Raw genomic sequence first — 21,843 nt, 5'->3', positions numbered from 1 at the left:
GCTTGATATTTTACGTTTTATCGCTTTGGAAGGAATTTGAGTTCTATGCTCGTGTTTCTTCCAATGTTGCTTCACTTTCTGGTGACTTCAGCACTCGGCTAGCAATTGTACCCGCAGTCATTGAGCCTGAAACGTTTAGTGCGGTACGTGCCATGTCAATCAGTGGTTCAATAGAGATAAGCAGTGCCGCGATGGTCACAGGTAAGCCCATTGCAGGAAGAACAATCAAGGCTGCAAACGTCGCACCGCCGCCGACACCTGCAATACCAAATGAGCTGATGGTGATAATCGCAATCAATGACAGGATAAAGTGTAGATCAAGTGGGTTGATACCCATTGTTGGAGCTACCATCACTGCAAGCATTGCAGGATAGATACCCGCACAGCCGTTTTGGCCGATAGTGGCACCAAACGATGCTGATAGGTTTGCAATCGCTGGTGGTACGTTAAGCTTGGTGATTTGCGCTTCTACGTTTAGTGGAATTGTTGCTGCTGAGCTACGGGATGTAAACGCGAAGGTCAGTACAGGCCAGATTTTCTTAAAGTATTCCGCAGGGCTAACGCCAACAAAAGAGACCAATACGCCATGAACAACAAACATCAGTGCGATAGCAACATAAGACGCCACAATAAAGCCAAGTAGGTTTAGGATGTCGCCTGCGCTTGATGTCGCTACCACTTTTGCCATCAGTGCTGCGATGCCGTATGGCGTTAGGGCCATGATCATCTTCACTAATCGCATAACGATAGATTGAGCAGCTTCTACGAAAGTACGAATCGGTGATTCCAACTCTGCTTTTTCCATCATCACTTTACGAGCGGCGATACCAGTTAACACGCCGAAAATCACAACAGCGATAATTGATGTCGAGCGAGCACCTGTTAGATCAGCAAATGGGTTGGTTGGAATGAAGCTAACTAGCATTTGAGGAATAGTTAGGTCACTTACTGTACTGGCACGGCTTTCTAAAACGGCGATACGAGCGGTTTCACGCGCGCCTTCAGTTAAACCTTCTGCTGAAAGGCCAAATGTCGTTGTCACCAAGATACCGATAAGTGCAGCAATTGCAGTCGTTACTAGAAGAACAGAGATGGTCAGGCCAGAAATTTTACCTAATGATCCACCTTTCTCCAATTTAACAACTGCAGAGATCATCGATACCAACACCAGTGGCATGATGACCATTTTCAGTAGACCAACGTAGCCACTGCCTACAATGCCTACCCATTCAAGTGTTTGAGCAATTGCGCTGTTACCTTCACCGTGAATGAGTTGCAAAGCAAGACCAAAAAGAGAACCGGTAACAAGACCGATCAAAACGAGACGTGAAAGAGTGTGTTTCTTTTGTTGTTGATTAAATAGAAAGAACAATATTCCAACAAAGACGGCTAGAGAGGCTATCACTGCAAAATTCATAATTTGACCTTATCAACCAACCGAAGTGGCGGTTGTTTTTTATACGGGGTTTTATACGGATTTATTTATGGAGCGTAAGATAACGCTCGTGATATAACTTTAAAAATGACAAACGGGTATTAGCTAGATCTAAAATGAATATAAAAACGAGATCTTAGTCGCGTGAGAGCGTGAATTAGCACGTTAATTGTACAAAATGGTTATTCGTAGTGATGCAGTAAGTCACGCATTTCTTTCCTTTGTAAGTAAACCACCGAGTCTTCTTGATAACTGAAAAGTTGATAAATCATCGCTTTGGCGACATCTTCTGCTCGAATCGGTAAAAAGTTGGACAGTTTGCCTAGCATAAGTGGGCGAATTACCTTAAACAGAGTTTGTACTAACTTCTCGTCCATTCTTGGGTTTTGACGTTGACCAACAAGCGGGCCTGGGCGAACAAATACGATTTCCTCAAAATCCATAGCTTCGATTCGTTGTTCCATTTGTCCTTTACAAGCTAAGTAATGGGATGGCGATTTACTATTTGCACCGAGGCTAGAAACAACCGCAAGGCGTTTGACTCCGATTGTTTTCATTTGTTGGGCGACTTTGCACACCAGATCAACATCTACTCTACGCAAATTATCCTTACTACCAGCTTGCTTAAGGGTCGTACCTAAACAGATAAAGCCGATGGTTGGTGTTGGTTGGTTCTCATCCCATTGGTGGATAGAAAGGTCTGCATCAATGAGAGGAATAAGCTTGTTGTCCACATCTAGGACGCCATCGAGTGGGCGGCGAGAAAGATAATATAATGTTCCAACACCTGATTGATTTATGAGGTTTGCAATGACTTTTGAGCCTACTAAGCCAGTTGCACCGGCGATGATTGCGCAGGTGTTGTTATCCATATCTTTTCTCCTATATGGGAACATAGTCTAAGCTATTGTAGCGGATTTCAACGAGTTACTTATAATCTCGTGCAAGAAAGGTGAGACGCTCTGCGAACTCGGCAGACTATCCTGAGATAAACTTGATTAGCGCTGCCCCAATTGGATGCAAGTGTATACAATAGTGGGCGCGCAAAAACTGTCGCTGAACAAGACCTCTTGAACAACAGAACACCTCTCACCCAGACAACATCAAAGGAACGTAAAAAATGGATGACTCTTTTGCTGCGGAGATACAAGCACGCATAGATAACAAAACCAAACCCGTCGGTTCTTTAGGCTTATTGGAAAAGGTGGCACTGCAGTTAGCTCTTATTCAAAGTCAGGATAAACCTCAGCCAGTTGATTCCATCGCTATCTGCAAACCGAGCATGCTGGTATTTGCTGGAGATCACGGCGTTGCAGAGGAGGGTGTGAGCATTGCGCCAAGCGAAGTCACTCAACAAATGGTGGCTAACTTTCTCGCTGGCGGCGCAGCCATCAACTGTTTTTGCGACATTAATGGCATTCAACTCAAAGTAATAGATTGCGGCATGTTGGCTCCTATTGATGTGCTGGTTCCAGAATTTAAATCCCATCCCAACTTGGTTGAACAACGGTTGGGTAACGGTACGGCTAATTTTTCTAAACAATCAGCGATGTCCCCAGAACAAGTGGCGTTAGGTTTAGAATATGGTGCGAAGATTGCTGAGCAAACCATTTTGCATGGTTCAAACCTCTTGATGTTCGGTGAGATGGGCATCGGTAATACCAGTTCGGCCTCAGCACTGTTATCGGCACTGAGCTCATTAGATATTGATTATTGTGTTGGCGTTGGCACCGGAATCAATCAACAGCAGTTGAGCCGCAAATATAAACTGGTAGCACAGGGGGTAAACCGATGTCGAGGTCTTGATACCAAAGCGATTCTCGCACAGGTTGGGGGCTTTGAAATCGTACAGATAGTGGGCGCTTTTTTAGAAGCCAAGCGGCTTAAAACTCCAGTTTTAGTGGATGGGTTTATCGTATCGGTAGCGGCTTATATTGCGACGTTGTTAGACGAAGAAACGCGTGAATACATGTTGTTTGCCCATCGCTCTGAAGAAAATGGACATAAATTTGTATTGGAACATCTAAAAGCAGAACCTCTGCTCGACCTTGGTTTACGGCTAGGGGAGGGAACAGGAGCCGCTCTTGCCTTGCCTCTGTTAAAAGCTGCTGCCCAGTTTTACAACAAAATGGCGAGCTTCGAGAGTGCAGGAGTTACAGTTTAGTGTCAGTCCCTGATAATTCTGAGAAAGTCATGCCGTCATCGTTAAGATACCAGTGGGAGTTATTTCTATTAGCTACCAGTTTTTTTAGCCGCTTACCCGTGCCCCAAGCGTTGCCTTACAGTGAAGAACGCATGAATCAGGCAGGCCGTTACTTTGCGTTAGTTGGTCTCGTGCTTGGAGCACTTTGCGCTTTGGTATTCTCGCTCACCTCAATTTTTTTCCCAGAGTCGGTTGCCATAGTATTAACGATGGTGTTTAGCTTATTGTTAACTGGGGCTTTTCACGAAGACGGCTTGACCGATATGGCGGATGGCATTGGCGGTGGCATGACCGTAGAGCGACGCCTCTCTATTATGAAAGACAGTCGTATTGGCACTTATGGTGCCGCCACTCTCATTATGGCGTTATTGGCTAAGTATGTTTTTTGGAGTGAACTGGCTAACTTGCCGCACTTTTGGTTGGTCATTGTCGTCGCTTACACCGCAAGCCGAGCACTAGCAGCGACGCTTATTTATGACATGCCTTATGTCAGTGACAGTGATACGTCGAAAAGTAAACCGCTAGCAAGTCGCCAGTCTTCTCTAGAAGTCTCCATTTTGTTGTTTACTGGTGGCATAACATTGCTTGTGCTTGGTATCGCGGATGCGATCTTGATATCGCTTGTTCTCGTGGTATTTCGTTTGATGTTCAAACGTTGGTTAACCAAGAGAATTGGCGGCTTTACGGGGGATTGCCTTGGCGCAGCGCAACAGTTGTCGGAACTGCTTATTTATCTCACTATGATTGGGTTGTATCACTCCTCATGAAGCAATTGATACTCGGTGGCGCGCGCTCTGGGAAGTCGCATTTGGCAGAAAAAACAGCTAAGCAATTATCGGTCGCTTCTCATCGATCATTACACTATGTTGCAACCGCGCTGCCATTTGACCAAGAAATGCGAGAGCGAATAGCGCATCATCAAAAGCAACGCGGGGGCGAGTGGCAAGAGCATGAATGCCCCCTTCATTTATCTGAGTTACTGACAAATTTCGCTACCACCGATGTTGTATTGGTCGATTGTTTAACCTTGTGGCTCAACAATTGGATATTTGAGTTAGGTGATGAATGTTCCAATGAGAAGCTAGAAGCAGAAATTGAAAAGCTTATACAGGTGGTACGTGGCTCAGATGCGACGTTAATATTCGTCTCTAACGAGGTTGGAATGGGCATTGTACCTTTGGGGGCGGTTAGTCGTTATTTTGTGGATAATGCAGGACGGATGAATCAAAAACTAGCCAGTGTTTGCCATCGCGTTACCTTTGTTGCTGCTGGTTTGCCGTTGGTTCTTAAAGAGTAGGATGGAACAAAATGAAAACACTCAATATCTATCTTGTGCGTCATGGAAAAGTAGACGCTCCACCAGGACTCCATGGCCAAACAGATGTAAAAGTTACGCCTGCTGATCAAGAGAGTATTGCTCGGGCTTGGGCCGAGAGTGGACGAGGTGTGGGTGGAATAATTTCTTCTCCGCTTTCACGCTGTCAAGAACTGGCAAACATCATTGCTGAACAGCAATTATTACCAGTAATGACGGATGAGTCTTTACAAGAGATGGCATTTGGTGATTTTGATGGTATGCCTTTTGATATGCTCACTGAGCAGTGGAAAAAGCTAGATGCTTTTTGGCAATCGCCAGCACAACATACGTTGCCGAATGCTGAGAGCTTAAGCACATTTTCTGAGCGCATATGTCGCGTTTGGTCTCAAATCATCAACGATATCAATGACAATCTACTTATCGTCACGCATGGTGGCGTCATTCGTATGATTCTTGCTCATGTATTGGAGTTAGATTGGCGTAACCCAAAGTGGTATTCGACGTTGTCGATAGGAAACGCTTCTGTCACGCATGTAACAGTTACCATAGATGAGCAAATTTACGCCTCGGTGCGTTCGATTGGCGTACCTCTTTTAACTCGTTAATTTATAAATATTAAAATGCCCAGAACGATATTGCTTACGGGCATAGTCACGGAAGATGTCAGTGGAAGCCCATCTGCTAGGTGCAGGAAGCGAAAATTGACTCAGTTACATAAAAAGGAAATATAGAAATGACAACGCCGAGTTGGGATTTGTCCATCGTTTATAACGACCTTTCTGACCCACGAATTCAAGACGATATTGCTCTTGTGGAACAATGTATTGATCTTTTGAATAAACAACCAGCAGATTGTGGCAACGTAGAGATCATGCAAAATGCGATTTTGACCAATGAAGCCGCGAGTCGTTTAGCGGGTACAGTTGCAAATTTTGCGAGTTGTTATGCTTCTGTTGATGCAACAAACGCCGAAGCGAAATCGTTACTTGGTAAAATGACCCGCATCTTTTCGGAGCTTTCCCAAGCGTTCAGTCCCTTTGATTTGACACTAACTCATGCCGACGAAGAGTTTATCTTGCGCGTGTTAGACCATGAGAATCCTGATATCAGTGGGCAAGCTTTTTCTATCTTGAATTCTAGAAAGTTGGCGGATACTCGTCTTAGCAACGCAGAAGAACAGTTACTGGCTGCGATGAGTGTGGATGGCAAATCGGCTTGGGGTAACCTATACGATAACCTGACTGGCTCATTGAAAGTGAAGCTTGAGTACACAGATGGTAATAGTGAAGAGCTTGGATTTTCTCAAGCGGCAAGCATTCTTTATGGTTCTGAATTCGAGCGTCAAGAAGCCGCGTGGCGTGGCGTACAAGATGCAATGCAAACGCACCAAGAATCATTCGCTGCGATTTTGAATGCGTTAGCAGGATGGCGCTTAACTGAAAACAAAAAGCGTTCTACGAAGCGTGAAGTTCACTTCCTAGAGCCGAGTTTGCATGGTAGCCGAATCCAAGCTGAAACTTTAAATGCGATGATGACAGTAGCCAAAGACAGTCGAGCTATTGGTCAGAGAGCAGGTTTATTGATGGCGCAAGTACATGGTCTGGATGAGATGAAACCTTGGAATCATCTGGCGGCTATGCCTGCTTTGAGCGGTGAAGCGAAGGTTTACGACTTTGATGAAGCGATTGATGTTATTTGTGAAGCATTTGAAACAGTAAACCCTGAGATGTCGGAGTTTGTCCGTTTGATGGTACAAAATGGTTGGATTGATGCCGCGCCAAATGCTAACAAGCGTCTTGGCGCATACTGCACCAAACTGCCAGCAACGCGAACACCACTTGTGTTTATGACTTGGAGTGGCAGCCGTTCAGACCTTATGACTCTGGCACATGAACTTGGCCATGCGTTCCATAACTGGGTTATTCGTGATTTGCCACTTTGCCAAACTTACTACCCAATGACGTTAGCAGAAACCGCCTCTATCTTTGCAGAAAACATCGTTCGTGATCATTTGATTTCGAAAGCTGAGAGCGTTGATGAAAAGCTCGAGATGTTGTGGGAAGAGTTGTCATCTGCGCTAGCTTTAATGATCAACATTCCGGTTCGCTACGAGTTTGAAAAATCGTTTTATGAACGCCGCCAGGATGGAGAGTTAACCGCAGATGATTTCTGTGAGTTGATGTCAGAAACTTGGAAAGAATGGTATGGCGACGTAATGAGCGAACCGGATCCGTACTTCTGGGCAAGCAAGCTGCACTTTTCTATTGATAGCGTGAGCTTTTATAACTACCCATACCTATTTGGCTTCTTGTTTAGCAAGGGTATCTATGCACAGCGAGAAACCAAAGGCGAAGCGTTTTACACCGATTACATCAATTTGCTGCGCGATACAGGCTGCATGATGGCGGAAGATGTCGTCGAAAAGCATCTGTCTATGGATTTAACCCAGCCAAGGTTTTGGCAGCAGAGTGTTGAGCTAGTGCGTGAAAAAGTCGATGAGTTTGAGCGTTTGCTCGTACAGCGCGGCTAAGTTTTTCGCAGTGTTGATGCATAATCTGCTTTATAGCTACAAAAATTTGATCAAATCATAATGATCTTAATCAGGGCTGTGGTAAAGTTCACAGCCCTAACACTTTGTAATTGTTTGAAAATTAAACGCCTCAATGCTTGATTTGAGTGCCTGGCGCGAAAAGGCATCGGATTTTCGAGGGAAATAGTGATTTCTACTCATAAGTGAGATCGCAGCAACAAAAATCCTTTGTACAATTTATTAACATATCCGCCGTGCTATTAAGGAGTAACGCATGACGAAGTCTCTCTTTCGCCAATCGTTTTTAACTGACACGTTAGATGTTCATATTGATGTTGCACCAGCGGAGCAGGTGCTTTCTAGCGGTGTAAAACTTAAACTCTATCAGCGTGGTGTATTAGAAGTAATCCCTGCGAATTATACTCAGGATACGAAGAACATCATCATCTCTTGTGGAGTTCACGGAGATGAAACCGCACCGATGGAGCTGGTGGATTCCATTATTCAAGACATAGAATCTGGGTTCCAGACGGTCGATACCCGTTGTCTGTTCATTATCGCTCACCCAGAATCCACTCTGGCGCACACGCGATTCCTCGAAGAAAACCTCAACCGTCTGTTTGACGAAAAAGAACACAAACAGACAAAAGAGCTTGTTATCGCCGATACACTTAAGCTGCTTGTTCGAGATTTTTATCAGGATACCGACCCGACAACACGCTGGCACCTTGATTTACACTGCGCGATTAGAGGCTCGAAGCACTATACGTTTTCAGTAAGTCCTAAGACTCGTCATCCAGTGCGCAGCAAGGCATTGATCGATTTCTTGGACAGTGCACACATTGAAGCTGTGCTCCTGTCAAACTCACCATCGAGTACGTTTAGCTGGTACAGTGCTGAGAACTTTGGTGCGCAGGCTCTCACGATGGAGCTTGGACGTGTGGCTCGTATTGGTGAAAATGACCTCGATAAACTGACCGCGTTTGATTTGTCTTTACGTAATTTGATTGCGGAAACGAAGCCAGAACACCTACCAAAACCATGCATTAAGTATCGCGTAAGTCGCACAATCGTTCGTTTGAACGAAGACTTTGACTTTATGTTCGACGACAATGTTGAAAACTTCACCTCATTTGTTCACGGCGAAGTGTTTGGTCATGATGGCGACAAACCATTAATGGCGAAGAATGAAAACGAAGCGATTGTCTTCCCGAACCGCCACGTCGCAATAGGTCAACGTGCAGCTCTGATGGTTTGTGAAGTGAAAACCCGTTTTGAAGAGGGTGAGTTGGTTTACGATTAATCCAACATTGCTTTGAGAAGTTAATTGCAATTTACCGAGGCTTAACTGTAAGGTTAAGCCTCGTTTGTTTTTATCGGCCGCTATGGATTTTCAACAACTTATCCTGAACAAGGAACGACGCTGGCAACGTAACCTGATGGTTATGTCGATCGTGCTCGCTGTACTCTCTGCCATTCACTTGATGGTCGGAGAAATTTTCCTTTCTCCTTTTCAATCCTTATCTGCATTTGAACAGAAGTTATTGGTGGACTTGCGTTTACCGAGGTTAGTGTCTGCGGCAATTATTGGTGCTGCGTTAGCGGTATCTGGCGCGACGTTACAAGTGTTGCTTGGGAACGTGTTGGCTGAACCTGGCGTGCTTGGTATCTCTGGTGGCGCAAGCTTAGCAATGGTCTTAATCATGTTCGCGTCACCTGTTCTTCCTACCCCGATTGTTTTTATGTTGGCAGCGATTGCAGGCTCGATGGTATTCACGTTTGTTTTGGTGGCGATAGCAAGGGCAATGCACCTGACGACGGCTCGATTGCTTTTGGTTGGGGTCGCATTGGGTATTTTATCGAGCGCGATTGTGACCTGGGCATTTTACTTTAGTGATGATCTCAGTTTACGCCAACTGATGTATTGGTTAATGGGCAGTATTGGCGGTGCAAGTTGGTATCAACATACCGTTACTTTGGTGATGTTACCAGTGCTTACCTGGTTATGTTGTAAAGGCAAGTCGCTTGATAAATTGATGCTGGGTGAGATTCATGCGACCCAATTGGGTGTCGATGTGCATCAAATGCGTTGGAAATTGATCCTCGCCATTTCTGTTTTGGTGGGTAGTTCAGTCGCTTTGGGTGGCATCATCAGTTTTGTTGGTTTGGTGGTGCCGCACTTGTTGCGTTTGGCTTTTGGTACGGAAAACCGTTATTTATTGCCACTTTCTGCAATATCTGGTGCTGCGTTGCTTGTATTTGCTGACATCGGCGCAAGACTGTTATTGGACTCCGCAGAGTTGCCTTTAGGTGTCATGACAACATCGATTGGCGCACCTATTTTCATCTGGATGCTGGTGAAGAGTCATGATGCACGTTAAACATATGTCGGTTGGTAGTCGATTATTGCCTCTTTCTTTTGAATGCAAAGCTAGCGAAATCGTACATATCGTTGGGCCTAATGGTTCCGGTAAGAGTACTTTATTGGCTGCGATTTCTGGTACGTTAAGTCACCGAGACGGTATGAGTGGTGAAGTGTACGTTGGCAACAAAAACTTGCTTACTTTACCGTTGTCAGAGCAAGCTCATGTTCGAGGTTATTTGTGTCAGCAATCGCGCCCAGCGTTTAATGTTGATGTGTTTCAGTATCTCGCTTTATCTCTGCCAAGTGGTGCTGAGATTGCGGATATCAAAGTGCGTGATGCCGTCAATATGGTGGTGGAGCTGGTACAACTGCAAGATAAGCTTCATCGCAGTATTCAAACATTATCCGGTGGTGAGTGGCAGCGTGTCCGATTAGCAGGTGTATGTTTGCAGGTGTGGCGTACCATTAATCCTTTTTCGCAGTTTTTAATTTTGGATGAGCCAGCAGCACCGTTAGATATTGCGCAAGAGGGTCTGCTCTATCAATTGATTAACGCTATGGCGGCGCAGGGAATTGGAGTATTAGTTGCTAATCACGATCTCAATCGCACATTAAAGCACGCAGATAAAGTATTGCTGCTTAACAACGGTGTGCTGCACTCATCAGGAAGTGCCGATACTGTGCTAACGGAAGAAGCTCTCGGGGAAGTGTTCAATACTCAAGTCAAAAAGGTCATCGTAGATGAGCAACCTTATTTAATCTTTGATTAATGTTTAGGGACAATAAAAAACGACCTACTTGAGGTCGTTTTTTTTAATCGAGATAGCCAAACTCAACGCTTATTGAGTTAACGGTTTTAGATCTGCAGGGCGGTAGTAAACAGATTTGAGTACTTTGCCTTTACGAATGGTTTTACCTTCCGATACGAAATCTTCGGCGCATTTCGCGATGATGTATTCACCTTTCTGCACCGCCATCAACTTGATGCCTTGTTCTGCGTAGAATGCTTCTGTTTCTGAGTACTCTTGCTCGTTACGGCATACTTTGCTCATGTTGCTTGAATGTACTTCATCCCAGCAAGGAATAAACTCGATACCACGGTTTACCGCAACGTTTAATAGAAGATCAATTAAGTAGCTGATCGCCAGGTTGTCTTCTACTTTGCTGTGGCCAAGATGAACGAGACGGCCCATTAATACATACACGCTGTCTACGATGGCATCTGCTTGCTCAGTTTTACAATCTGCTTCTGCTAGCTCTGTTAGCTCTTCGATCGCCAAAGAGGTGTGTAGTGTGTCTGCTTGCGTATCAAGGCTTGCAGCGTCTGCGACTGGTAAGTCGAACGTACTACGGAACTCGGTGATATCACGGTATAAGTGATCAAAAATCTCTTGGGTTAGCTTTGACAGTTGCATTCTAATTTCCATTGAATCGATTGAAGCGGCAATGATACCAAACCGCACTTTGAACCCCAAGGGCATTGCATCTAACTGGTGATAAATCTGCCTTTGGGAATGGTGGTGCTTAACGAAATAGGTAAGGGAACAGCTTTTTACGTTCTTCCTCTGAAAGGGCGGAAACACGAGCGATGTTCGTATCGGGAATGGATTCAGGATCAGGATAGTGTTTTAGTACCTTTTCCATACTCTCTTCGCGAATCAAATGGAAGATCGGGTAAGGAGAACGATTGGTTAGGTTTTCGTCGTCTTCAGGCCTTGCGCCGCCAAAACAGTAATCAGGATGGAAAGTCGCTACTTGGAAAACACCTTCCCAGTTTTGCTGCTTAATTAATCCTTCAACCCAATCTATGCAAAAGTTGTAGTCCCAGAAACCTTGTAGCATGTTGGGAACCACAACCAACGTGGTCTCAAGTTGTTCGGGTTCTGTGTTACTCAGCTCAATCAGCTGCAATAAAATATCTTCTAGAAGCGCTTCTTCTTGAGTCGCTTCACTAACAAAGATTTTGATTTGTTTATTACGTTGCGGCTTGGCAGCAAATGGACAAAGGTTGAGACCGATTACTACATCTTTGAGCCATTGATCGACCTGTTGAGTGATCGCTTCGATATCTGTGTTTTGTGTTGAACGCGTTGACATACGACTTTCTGGTTTTTATTAAAGTAGCGCAAGCATAGCAGAGTTGGTTATCCAAGTAACCAGAGAGGTATTACGCAAATGAGCGTACCTTAGCTACTCTTTAAACTCGCAGCGTCAGGTGTTTGGTCAGTATGCTTTCTTTCGGCAATGTGTTTCAAATACGCAATTGCAGCAAACATCGCTAGGTAGACTGCGCTTCCTCCCATAAGAACACTCGACCAACCACCATGTTGCCAACAATAAAGAAGTAAGAATCCTCCTAAGCTACCGCCTACGTAGTAGTGTACTAAGTAGAGCGCTGTCGCGGTGGCTTTGGCGCGAGTGGCGTTCTGACCGACCCAACCGTAGGCGAGGGTATGAGTAAAGAAGGCACCAAAACTTATCAGCAACAACCCAAATAGCATTGCAGTCAAGCTTTCAACCGCCGCAATCCACATCCCCGCCATGCTCACTATCGCGCCTAAGAACATACCGAGGATTGATGAATAACGTTTACTCCAGTGGCCTGCGCAACGAGAGGAGAAAGTCCCTCCCAAGTAACAAATAAAGATCAGTGAGGCCAACCCGACGGGCACATTGTGAGGTTCACTCACCAGACGGAAACCCATGACGGAGTAAAGGTTGACGAACAAAGCAAAGTTGAGTCCTCCTATCAGCATTGCGAACCACACGCGTTGGTTTTTAAAATGACCAATAAGCGCACGATTTTGATGGCGCAAGCTGCTTGATGACGGGGTGAAGTTGCGCTGTGTTGGCAATAAATAGTGAACGCCAATGACACCAAGAAGAGTGAACACCATCATAACTTCAATGGCGACATCAACACTGAAATTGTCCGCCAATAAGCCACCGCTAATACGCCCTGCAATGCCGCCTAATGAGTTAGCCGCAATGTACGTTCCAATTGCCATCGGGAAGGCGTGCTTGTCGAGTTCTTCTGCCATGTAAGCCACGGCGACCGCAGCAAAAGCGGCGAGCGCGACACCGATCAGTGCTCGACATACCACCAAAAACAGAAATGAGTCACCAAACAGCATCAAAGCGGAAAGGGTAGGAATTGAAAACAGACCAGCCATCATGACTGGCTTTCTTCCCACTGATTCTGACAACACAGCCATTGGAACGAGGCTAAAAGAGAGAGCGAGTGTCGAGGCCGCAAATAACCAGTTCACTTGCGTTTCTGAGATCGTGAAAATTTGAGCAAAAGTGGGCAGCATTGGCTGTAGTAGGTATAAATTTGAAAAAACCAAGAAGGAACCAAGCGCTAGCGAGAGCGTAATGCGTTTGTATTCCGGTGTGCCAAAACTGACCATGAATCCTGCCTAATGTGAGCAAATGGAGAGACTGTGATCAATCTATCAGTTCGTTATAAATTAAAAAAATATATTAAAAATATGGACACCATATATTTTTGATCTAATGGAATCGAAACAACTTAAACATTTTCTGGCGGTCGCTGAACACGGAAACATTACCCATGCGGCGAAAGCCCTGCATATTGCCCAGCCCGCATTAAGCATTTCTATCAAAAAGTTTGAGCAGTCTTTGGGCGTTACCCTATTTCGCCGTGATGATAAAAAAATCAGCTTAACGAAAGAGGGCGAAACGTTATTTGTACATGCCAAGCGGGTGATTCAACAGTTGCACGACGCGCAGCTCGCGATTGATGAGTTGAAAGGCTTAGCGAAAGGCGAAGTAAGGCTCGGGACGCCATCAATGATGGGCAGTTATTTCTTTCCACGAATTGTGATGGCGTTTAAAAGCCAGTTCCCGGAGTTAAAATTGACCTTGGTCGAAGCTGGGACTCAATCGATTCGTCGTATGCTGCTCAATGGTCAACTCGATATCGGTGTGATCAGTTGTGATAACGTGCCTGATGACCTAGAAACTGACCATTTGTTTACTAGCCAAATGGTCGCAGTTGTTTCACCTGAGCATGAGTTAGCCCAGCGACACGCTCTTACTTTTGATGAGTTCTTTGAACACGATTTGGTTATGTTTCAGCATGGCTATTTTCACCGCGAATTTTTGGATCAGGTGAGTGAGGAGCATGGGTTTACCATGAAGTCATCATTCGAGACCAACTTACTGCCTTTGATTTTGAGTATTGTAAAACAAGAGTTTGCGATTACCGCGTTACTGGAATTGGTGACGCAACATGAGTCGGGCGTTGTTGGCTTACCGTTTGAACCACCAGTGACGCTGGATCTGGCACTTGCTTGGCGCAAGCAGGGGTACTTATCAATAGCAGATCGAACGTTTATCGACTTTATCAAGCGCTACGTTTAAACGCAGCGCAGATTCATCGTCCGAGCACTAGTCGCCTTTGTACATCTTCTCGAAGTTCTTTGGGTTCCAGCCAATCATTACCCGATCACCAATTTTTAAAACTGGCACTGAACGAGCACCAAGCGCATCAAGTTCTTTGCGACCGCGTTGCATCTTAGCATTGCACAAACGATAGTTAATATTTTTCGAATCCAGATAACGTTGAGCATCTTTGCAGTGAGGGCATTTGTCTTTGACATAAAGAACGACACGTTTCATTGAATTTCTCTCCATTATCATTGGGAGGCGAAGTTTAACGGCCTTTCACCATAAATGAAAGGCGAAAGCTAAGGTGAAACTGTCCTTTATCTCAGGTATATTGAGCGCCTTTATTTTGTCATAACAGACGTTAACTCTATGCATCCGTCACTTCGATACATTCAGGGCTACCCACAAAACATCGTAGAGCAGGTGAGCTCATTGATAGCGAGTGGCAAGTTTGTTCCTTGGTTCGAAAAGCGTTATTCCGATAGGCACCAAATCAAAAGCGAAAGGGCGCTCTATGAGTACGCCATGGCAATCAAAAACCGCTACATGAAGAAAGCCGCGCCAATCAGTAAAGTTGTCTACGATAAGAAAATTCACGCGGTAAACAACGCGCTTGGTTTGCACAGTGTAATCAGTAGAAACCATGGCGGTAAGCTGAAGTCGAAAAACGAGATTCGCATTGCCAATGTATTTAAAGATGCGCCCGAGCCACTATTAAGAATGCTGGTGGTACATGAGTTGGCACATACTCGTGAGAAAAACCACGACAAGGCGTTCTATCAGTTATGTTGCTATATGGAGCCTGAGTATCACCAACTCGAATTTGATGCTCGTTTGTTTATGATTTACCTCGATTTAAAAGCGAATTTGAATGAAGAACAATAATCACAACGCGAAGCAAGCAAAGCCAAAGGCTTCAATGGCGGGTCAGAAGAAAGACGCGAATAAAGACAAGCCGAAGCGTGTTAAAGACAAAGTTGCGCGCAAATCCCCTCAGCCTGCAGGAAAGAGCGAAGTCGAGTTCATAAAAATAGCGAAGAATGGTTTGCATGAGCGTAATGTTCATCGAGGTCGTTACGATTTTAAAAAACTCGTGGAAAGTGAACCACAGTTAAAGCCATTCGTTATCAAAAATCCGAAAGGGGAAGATTCCATAAACTTCTCTGATCCTAACGCGGTTAAAATGCTCAATAAAGCATTGCTTGCTGCGTATTATGGTGTCGAGTTCTGGGACATTCCCGACACCTACCTTTGCCCACCGATTCCGGGCCGCGCTGATTACATTCACCGAGTGGCAGAACTACTTGATAGTGAAGTAAAAGGTCAGTACGCGCACCAAAAAGTGAAAGCGTTGGACATTGGCGTGGGAGCAAACTGTATTTATCCGATTGTTGGTGTAACAAAATACGGTTGGCACTATACGGGCAGCGATGTCGATCCAAAATCCATCCAATCGGCTCAAACGATCGTAGAGCACAATCGTGTTTTGAAGGGAAAAATTGCACTGGTACAGCAATACAATGATGCCAATATTTATCGAGGTATCATTCAACCGAATGATCGTTATGATGTGACGACATGTAATCCGCCATTCCACCGTTCGGCGGAAGATGCCGCTATGGGCAGCCAGCGTAAAATCGATAATCTAAAAGCAAACCAGCGCAAGAAAGGGCTAAAACCTCAAACCGCACCAGTAAAGACAAGTAAGCCTGCGTTGAATTTTGGCGGTCAAAACGCTGAATTGTGGTGTGAAGGCGGAGAAGCGGCGTTTATCCGAAAAATGGCGAATGAAAGCCAAGCTTTTGCCGCGCAGGTTTTGTGGTTTACAACACTCATATCCAAAAAAGACAACGTTCGCCCGATGCGCAAGCAGCTTGAAAAATTGGGTGTGAAAGCCATTCGTGTGGTTGAAATGAGCCAAGGACAGAAAGTGAGCCGCTTTGTAGCTTGGTCATACATGGATAAGCAACAGCGCAAAGCATGGATTGAACTAAAGTAACGTTGACCGTTTCACACTGAACAATAAAGTAGGAAGCCCGCTGATATCAGCGGGCTTCTCTTTTTGGGAGATCTAAAACTTAATGATGGGCTCACAATCTAGTGAACTGAGAGTGACAAAGGTATCTGTTTTGGCGTAGTACAAGCCACAGGTTTCACCTCTTATCTGCAACGTATATTGGTCTGGAAGATCCGTATAGCTGCCATCCAGCAGTTGATTGTTGTTACCTTTTACTCGTCCTTTTTCAATCAACAAATGCGGTGAGGATTCAAATACGTTATTTGCGATTCTAGGTGCTGGTGTCCCTTGGATTTCTGCGATCGCGTTTTGAATTTCTATGACTGTTTCCGGAGAGTTCTTTTTACTCAATGCTTCAACGGGTTCTTGTGACATAGCTTGACATCCTATCAAAGAAATTGAAGTGCCTAGGAAAAGCGCAACCCGAATCAGCATTCGTAAAAAGTTAGTTGATCTCAACATGAATTGCCTCTGTTCGTAGCGGAGAGCGAAGATCGCTTAACTCCGGAGATGAAATGTTACGCGGCATGGCGTTGAAACTTGAAGGGGATACTGGCGGACAGGTTCCTGTTTCCATGTAGTTTAGCGCCGCAGAAAGCATACCTTCAGACGGATCGCCTAATGGTTTTGTTAGGTCATCATTGACCCAGCAACCTTCCACTCTATTGTTTAAGCCTAGCTCGGTATTGATTTGGCTCTTTGGAGTAGGAATAAAACCATCAGCGAAGTCGCCAAATTTTTTCTCGTTCGCCGACTTGAACTGAATAGTGTAGTACATAGTGCCGCAGTTTTGTTCTGGTGAGAACCCATACGGTTTACCTGTGGTTGTTGAACCTATTTGGATAACCTCCACATCAATGCCGCGCAAAGCGTTGATTAGCAGTTCACTTGAGGAAGCCGTGCCTCCTGAAGTCAGCACATATACGCGCTTTTTGTTCAGTGTCGGAAGCACTTGATCCGAATATTTCTGTGCTGCCCAGTCTATTGCTAGATTCGTAAAGCGATAGATGTTATCCCCATCTTTAATGGTACGCATCACTTTGTCATTATGAATCAACTCACTGAAGACTCGGTTCTGACCAGCACCGCTTAGCATGTAGCCTACTTGCGAGGACTGAAGGACTAAGCCACCGCCGTTGTAACGTAAATCAACGACGATCTCGTCAACATTTTCTGCTGAGAGCGTACTGAACGCCTCAATAAGCGGGGCTTGAGCGCTTGGTTCAAAGGAGTTGTATTGCAGATAGCCGATCCGCATACCATTTTGTGTAATCACTTTGGCATTTTTAACTGGAGAGGTCATGACATCAGAGGCGGTAAGCGTCACGGTTTTCTCTAGACCGCCAACACTCTCAAATGTGAAGGTGTAATCTTGATTGATGTCAGGGTTAAAGAGCGTTTTATTAATAAAATCAATGTCGGACTGACTACCGGTGTTAACCACATCAATATTATTGATTTTCAGAAGCTTATCACCACGAGCAATGCCGCTTCTATCAGCTGGCGAGGCTTCTTCAGTGTAGGAAATACGAACGTCTCGAGGTTGTACGCCACGTAGGAATGCCCAGTTAAAACCAAATCCAGCAACTAAACCGGATTGCGATGATTTCATATCATCCTCATAAGGGACGGTAAAATGGAAGCGATCTTTTGGTTTACCCGTCGCGGTAGTAGCAGAGGTGACCAGCGTATTGAAGTAATCAGTAACAGTTTTGTAGTTTGCTGGATTATTATCAGGAACCTCGTCATACCATAGATACGTTTCGTTAGTAAAAGCTCTTAAAAAGAGTTTTTCGTGTAATGCAGAGCCCAATTTATCTGGATAGGCGGCATAGTTGTCATATGGGTCCAGTCCGACGCGGGGCGTTTCACATTGGTTGATAAACGTTTTCGACGATTGGCTAAAATCATGAACTTTCCATGTTGGACCGTTTGCACTGCTAGTGGACGGAGTAGGTGATGAGCTATCACCGCCGCCACCGCCACAGCCTTGTAATAATGCGAGAGTGACTGCCGTTGCTAAAGAATACTTAAATTTCACTTTTCTATGTCCTTATAAATAATAGAATTATAATTATGTGTTTTGCTTTTGTTTTTATTAGCTAGGTGAATGTATTAATTTAATTTGTTCGTCTGCAAATTTATAGTTAAATAGTGTGAGGTAAATAACGTAAAAAAGTTGTCTTTTATCCTTAAGCTAAATTAGTCATTACTTAAGTTTTCTGTCTATTTCAAAAGATCTAACAAGACAATTAATAAGTGTGAAATTAAGACAAGTTCTTAGTTGACTAAGCGATGCTTGCTAAATAAAAATCAGAATTAGATTCAGGAAACGCTTTGAATCAATAATTTGGTAGGGGTATATGATGTTATCTGGGATTTGTTTGATTTATTTGTCTGATGCTTTAACTTAATTTAGTGAGTTGAGCGACGTGCTTTAATAGGCTTCCGTCAATGTTAGGTATATCATCAGCGAAAAATATCTGAGCACCGGGAGTGCAGCGCATTAATATATTTGTTAGTTCACCTTCATTGTTGGAAGTGTTAACTGCGTTAAGTTTCGCTAATTTATTACAAAGCTCGTCCTCTATTTGCACTTTCTGCTCTTCGGTGAGCCTAATGCGACCTATACATACGCCTGGGTTGATATCATGAGAAAGCGAATCTTGTTGAAATCGCTCTTTGAATAAGGTGTCTAATGCCGTACCTTCTTCCATAATAAATCGACGACCAGAACGGTAAAACAAGCCGTCTCCGAAGTTTTCGACATATCCTAGAATTTCCGCGATACGCAAATAGAATCGTAAGCTTGTATCAGAAAGTCCGTAAGTTTGGGCTATCTCTTGCGGTTTAATATCACGAGAAGTCAGCATATAAATAAAATCAAGTAAATAAGGATGCTCAACGAAAAGGGCGCTCTCTTCATCTGTTAGCATTTGCTCGTTTTGGTGCTGAAGCTCGTTGGCTAAGGTTGCGAGTTCGATGAGATCGGTATTCAGGTAGTTCAGATAAATAAGTACTTTATCCAAACCTAAAGCTGGATTATGTAGGTGGCGTTTAATACTAGATAAAGGGATGCCACTTTTCTCTGACAAGGAATTGTAGCAAAGCCCTTCTTCTTTAATCTTTTGTCGTAGCGCTGCAAGTAAAAACTTTGGTCCAACATTCATCCTTGAATATCACCTTATTCGTTATTCCATTTACTGGCTGATATTTTGCCTTTCAAGCAGCAGGTTTCGAATCGCTGTGCCTGCTTCTAGAATATGCTTTTTCAGTAGGTACTTGGCGCCTTCGATATCGCGATTTTGGCACATTTCAAACAAGCTTAAGTGCTCTTCTTCTGCCTTTTTAATGCCTGTAGTAAACAATAGCTGCATGCGTATGTATCGGTCACACTTTGTGTTCAGGTTGTAAATGACGTCCATAGTTTCAGGCATGTTGGCTGGCGCATATAGGGCTTTGTGGAACTCGTAGTTGTAGTTGCTCCATTCTTCTACTTCGTCGCCACTGTTCACTACTGACTCGAAACGTTCGCGAACTTCGCGCGCGCGTTCAAGGTCAGCGTCTGTCATATTTTGAATCGCGCGCTCTAAAATGTGGCATTCCACGACAGCGCGCAGTTCAAATAGCTCATTGATTTTCTCTGGAGATAGCTCAGTGACCGTCGCACCTTTGTGAGGTTCAAAGCTAACGAGTCCTTGTGCTTCCAATTGAACTAACGCTTCACGCACAGGAATTCGGCTAACATTAAACTCTTTTGCTAACGCATCTTGACGTAAAGGTTGACCAGTTTTTAACTCGCCCTTCAAGATCTGAGTTCGAATTGCTTCCTCAACGAGCTGAGTGCGCGTTTTAAAAACAGGTTTCTGTGACATTGAAGTCTCCCGTGAAATTAATATTGTATCCAATCCATTTTACTTTAGTAGTTTATTGTTTTTCTGGCACAAACCAACTAGGAAAGAAGGTTTTGAGAAGTAGAGTGAAATAAAAGGCATCAGTTGATGCCTTTTTGAGCCATTTGTTGATCTTATTGGGACACACTGCCATCTATGGCGCGTTGGATACCCAGTGGGTTCGACGCTTTTAATGAATCCGGCAATAAAGATTCTGGCAAAGCTTGATAAGCGACCGGACGCAACCAACGATGAATAGCCTCCGCACCGACAGATGTTGAGGCAGAATTGGTTGAAGCCGGATATGGTCCACCATGAGCCATAGCGTAACCAACCTCGACGCCAGTTGGCCAACCGTTGAATACAAGGCGTCCGGCGATTTCTTCCAAACTTGGAAGCAGTTGCTTGGCTTGTTCTTCGTCTTCAGCGGTAGCGTGAAGGGTTGCGGTGAGCGATCCAGTCAGTGAATCACTCAGTTTCAACATGTCATCGAAATCTTCACAGATTACGATTAACGATTGAGGACCAAATATTTCTTCCTCCCATTGTGGGTTTTTACGCCAGTTTTTACTGTCCGTCACGAACAGTGCTGGTGAGACATTGGTCGCTTCTGCTTGTTCAGAACGAGTGACGTTAATGCCTGTTTCGGAAGTTCGCTTATCCACTTCGGATTCATATGTTTCTCGGATTCCTTGCGTTAGCAAAGTGGCCGTTGATTGTTGTCGAATTAACCCTTGAGCGGTTTCGATAAAGGCTTGCGTTTCTGGGCTATTCAAGACAAATACAACGCCTGGTTTTGTACAAAATTGTCCACAGCCCAAAGTCATAGAAGCCACAAACTCTTCAGCCAATGAGGCGTTTGCTCGTATGGCTGAAGGGAGAATAAATGTTGGGTTAATCGCCCCTAGTTCACCATAGAAGGGGATTGGCTCTGGTCTTTGCTGAGCTAGATTGAACAGCGCACGGCCACCACCGACGGAGCCTGTAAACCCAACCCCTTTAATTTTTGGATGGGTAACGAGTGCTTGGCCAAGTGCGCGTTTGTTGCCTTGCAATAGCGTGAAGATGGCTTGCGGTAAGCACTCTTTCTCCAGTGCAGCCTCAATACACTCTGCAACAAGTTGACTGGTGCCAGGGTGGGCGGTATGGCCTTTTACAATCACAGGACAGCCAGCTGCCAGTGCCGAAGCCGTATCACCACCTGCCGTAGAAAATGCGAGCGGAAAATTAGACGCACCAAACACGGCGACAGGGCCAATTGCGATTTGTTGACGGCGAATATCTGGTTTTGGCAGTGGTTGACGGTTTGGGTTTGGCGTATCGAAAATTGCTTGATGGTGATTACCCGATCTCACAACCTCGGCAAATAGTCTTAATTGGTTCGCGGTACGTCCTATTTCGCCGCTTAAACGTGCTTCGGGAAGGGCAGTTTCTAAATGAGCACGAGCAACGATTTCTTCACTCTTCACTTCCAATTCAGAGGCGATAGAGCAAAGTAAGCTCGATCGCTTTGCATTACTTAGTTGGCGAAACTCACGCGCAACGTTTTGGGCGGCTGAGGCGGCTTGATTAACTTCTTGCTCTCCATGTACCGGAAACGCAATAGGTAGAGGCTCACCAGTAAAGGCGTTGACTGCGTAAAAAGTGGTTGGTTCTTGTGGGTTCATCA

22 protein-coding genes are annotated in these 21,843 nt (G+C 44.7%); 11 read left to right on the top strand and 11 right to left on the bottom strand.

The genetic code is table 11. From position 1 onward, the window contains the following. Nucleotides 1-43: 43 nt before the first annotated feature. A complete protein-coding gene (locus R8N47_RS05620) occupies nucleotides 44-1,417 on the bottom strand; it encodes an L-cystine transporter (protein WP_053350420.1) in 1,374 nt (457 codons plus the stop codon). Nucleotides 1,418-1,617: 200 nt separating this feature from the next. Continuing rightward, complete coding sequence (locus R8N47_RS05615; protein WP_053350419.1) at nucleotides 1,618-2,307, bottom strand: NAD(P)H-binding protein; 690 nt, start codon at nucleotides 2,305-2,307, stop codon at nucleotides 1,618-1,620. Between the two features lie 248 nt (nucleotides 2,308-2,555). On the opposite strand from R8N47_RS05615, the gene cobT reads away from it, so the two are divergent. The 8 genes from cobT (at nucleotide 2,556) to btuD (ending at nucleotide 10,621) form a co-directional block, all read left to right on the top strand. Beyond that, the gene (cobT, locus tag R8N47_RS05610; RefSeq protein WP_021707632.1) at nucleotides 2,556-3,599 is read left to right on the top strand and encodes a nicotinate-nucleotide--dimethylbenzimidazole phosphoribosyltransferase; all 1,044 of its coding nucleotides are present in this window, start codon (nucleotides 2,556-2,558) and stop codon (nucleotides 3,597-3,599) included. 29 nt (nucleotides 3,600-3,628) lie between these two features. Further along, on the top strand, nucleotides 3,629-4,405 hold the full coding sequence (locus R8N47_RS05605; RefSeq protein ID WP_053350436.1) for an adenosylcobinamide-GDP ribazoletransferase: 777 nt from the start codon (nucleotides 3,629-3,631) through the stop codon (nucleotides 4,403-4,405). After that, a complete protein-coding gene (gene cobU, locus R8N47_RS05600) occupies nucleotides 4,402-4,935 on the top strand; it encodes a bifunctional adenosylcobinamide kinase/adenosylcobinamide-phosphate guanylyltransferase (RefSeq protein ID WP_053350418.1) in 534 nt (177 codons plus the stop codon). Before R8N47_RS05605 ends, cobU begins: the two co-directional genes overlap by 4 nt. Nucleotides 4,936-4,946: 11 nt before the next feature. Further along, complete coding sequence (cobC, locus tag R8N47_RS05595) at nucleotides 4,947-5,561, top strand: alpha-ribazole phosphatase (RefSeq protein WP_005389801.1); 615 nt, start codon at nucleotides 4,947-4,949, stop codon at nucleotides 5,559-5,561. A gap of 128 nt (nucleotides 5,562-5,689) precedes the next feature. After that, a complete protein-coding gene (locus R8N47_RS05590; RefSeq protein WP_064353847.1) occupies nucleotides 5,690-7,486 on the top strand; it encodes a M3 family oligoendopeptidase in 1,797 nt (598 codons plus the stop codon). Nucleotides 7,487-7,760: 274 nt separating this feature from the next. Beyond that, nucleotides 7,761-8,789 (top strand): succinylglutamate desuccinylase, encoded by a 1,029-nt coding sequence (locus tag R8N47_RS05585; RefSeq protein WP_064353848.1) that lies wholly within the window; start codon nucleotides 7,761-7,763, stop codon nucleotides 8,787-8,789. Nucleotides 8,790-8,871: 82 nt separating this feature from the next. Further along, nucleotides 8,872-9,867, top strand: a complete 996-nt coding sequence (btuC, locus tag R8N47_RS05580) for a vitamin B12 ABC transporter permease BtuC (RefSeq protein ID WP_053306934.1) — start codon at nucleotides 8,872-8,874, stop codon at nucleotides 9,865-9,867. Then, complete coding sequence (btuD, locus tag R8N47_RS05575; RefSeq protein WP_080996857.1) at nucleotides 9,854-10,621, top strand: vitamin B12 ABC transporter ATP-binding protein BtuD; 768 nt, start codon at nucleotides 9,854-9,856, stop codon at nucleotides 10,619-10,621. Before btuC ends, btuD begins: the two co-directional genes overlap by 14 nt. A gap of 69 nt (nucleotides 10,622-10,690) precedes the next feature. Here btuD and R8N47_RS05570 read toward each other — a convergent pair whose 3' ends face one another. From R8N47_RS05570 to R8N47_RS05560, 3 genes are all read right to left on the bottom strand, one after another. Further along, nucleotides 10,691-11,266 (bottom strand): nucleoside triphosphate pyrophosphohydrolase family protein, encoded by a 576-nt coding sequence (locus R8N47_RS05570; RefSeq protein WP_005377875.1) that lies wholly within the window; start codon nucleotides 11,264-11,266, stop codon nucleotides 10,691-10,693. A 109-nt stretch (nucleotides 11,267-11,375) separates the two neighbouring features. Further along, entirely contained in the window at nucleotides 11,376-11,948 is a 573-nt protein-coding gene (locus R8N47_RS05565; RefSeq protein WP_064353849.1) for a DUF1415 domain-containing protein, read from the bottom strand. Nucleotides 11,949-12,037: 89 nt separating this feature from the next. Then, nucleotides 12,038-13,261 (bottom strand): MFS transporter, encoded by a 1,224-nt coding sequence (locus tag R8N47_RS05560; RefSeq protein WP_053350414.1) that lies wholly within the window; start codon nucleotides 13,259-13,261, stop codon nucleotides 12,038-12,040. 106 nt (nucleotides 13,262-13,367) lie between these two features. Between R8N47_RS05560 and R8N47_RS05555 the strand changes: the two genes are divergently transcribed. Continuing rightward, entirely contained in the window at nucleotides 13,368-14,237 is an 870-nt protein-coding gene (locus tag R8N47_RS05555; protein WP_005389786.1) for a LysR family transcriptional regulator, read from the top strand. Nucleotides 14,238-14,264: 27 nt separating this feature from the next. Here R8N47_RS05555 and R8N47_RS05550 read toward each other — a convergent pair whose 3' ends face one another. Continuing rightward, complete coding sequence (locus tag R8N47_RS05550) at nucleotides 14,265-14,495, bottom strand: glutaredoxin family protein (RefSeq protein ID WP_005377871.1); 231 nt, start codon at nucleotides 14,493-14,495, stop codon at nucleotides 14,265-14,267. A 138-nt stretch (nucleotides 14,496-14,633) separates the two neighbouring features. On the opposite strand from R8N47_RS05550, the gene R8N47_RS05545 reads away from it, so the two are divergent. Together R8N47_RS05545 and rlmF are read left to right on the top strand one after the other, a co-directional pair. Beyond that, the gene (locus R8N47_RS05545; RefSeq protein WP_053350412.1) at nucleotides 14,634-15,149 is read left to right on the top strand and encodes a M48 family metallopeptidase; all 516 of its coding nucleotides are present in this window, start codon (nucleotides 14,634-14,636) and stop codon (nucleotides 15,147-15,149) included. Next, complete coding sequence (gene rlmF, locus R8N47_RS05540; RefSeq protein WP_053350411.1) at nucleotides 15,136-16,263, top strand: 23S rRNA (adenine(1618)-N(6))-methyltransferase RlmF; 1,128 nt, start codon at nucleotides 15,136-15,138, stop codon at nucleotides 16,261-16,263. The genes R8N47_RS05545 and rlmF overlap by 14 nt, the downstream gene beginning before the upstream one ends. Nucleotides 16,264-16,335: 72 nt before the next feature. Here the strand turns inward: rlmF and R8N47_RS05535 are convergent, their stop codons facing one another. The 5 genes from R8N47_RS05535 to R8N47_RS05515 form a co-directional block, all read right to left on the bottom strand. Next, nucleotides 16,336-16,656 carry a hypothetical protein gene (locus tag R8N47_RS05535; protein ID WP_053350410.1) on the bottom strand — a complete coding sequence of 107 codons (321 nt, stop codon included), beginning with the start codon at nucleotides 16,654-16,656 and terminating at the stop codon, nucleotides 16,336-16,338. 70 nt (nucleotides 16,657-16,726) lie between these two features. Beyond that, the gene (locus tag R8N47_RS05530) at nucleotides 16,727-18,322 is read right to left on the bottom strand and encodes a S41 family peptidase (RefSeq protein WP_054574071.1); all 1,596 of its coding nucleotides are present in this window, start codon (nucleotides 18,320-18,322) and stop codon (nucleotides 16,727-16,729) included. A 364-nt stretch (nucleotides 18,323-18,686) separates the two neighbouring features. Further along, nucleotides 18,687-19,451 carry a hypothetical protein gene (locus tag R8N47_RS05525; protein WP_064353850.1) on the bottom strand — a complete coding sequence of 255 codons (765 nt, stop codon included), beginning with the start codon at nucleotides 19,449-19,451 and terminating at the stop codon, nucleotides 18,687-18,689. 30 nt (nucleotides 19,452-19,481) lie between these two features. Then, a complete protein-coding gene (locus R8N47_RS05520; protein ID WP_005377862.1) occupies nucleotides 19,482-20,156 on the bottom strand; it encodes a GntR family transcriptional regulator in 675 nt (224 codons plus the stop codon). Between the two features lie 152 nt (nucleotides 20,157-20,308). Next, a complete protein-coding gene (locus R8N47_RS05515; protein ID WP_213913851.1) occupies nucleotides 20,309-21,841 on the bottom strand; it encodes an aldehyde dehydrogenase (NADP(+)) in 1,533 nt (510 codons plus the stop codon). Between the last annotated feature and the right edge of the window lie 2 nt (nucleotides 21,842-21,843).

Source organism: Vibrio sp. 2132-1, assembly GCF_033344315.1.
This window is presented reverse-complemented; position numbering and strand designations above follow the sequence as displayed.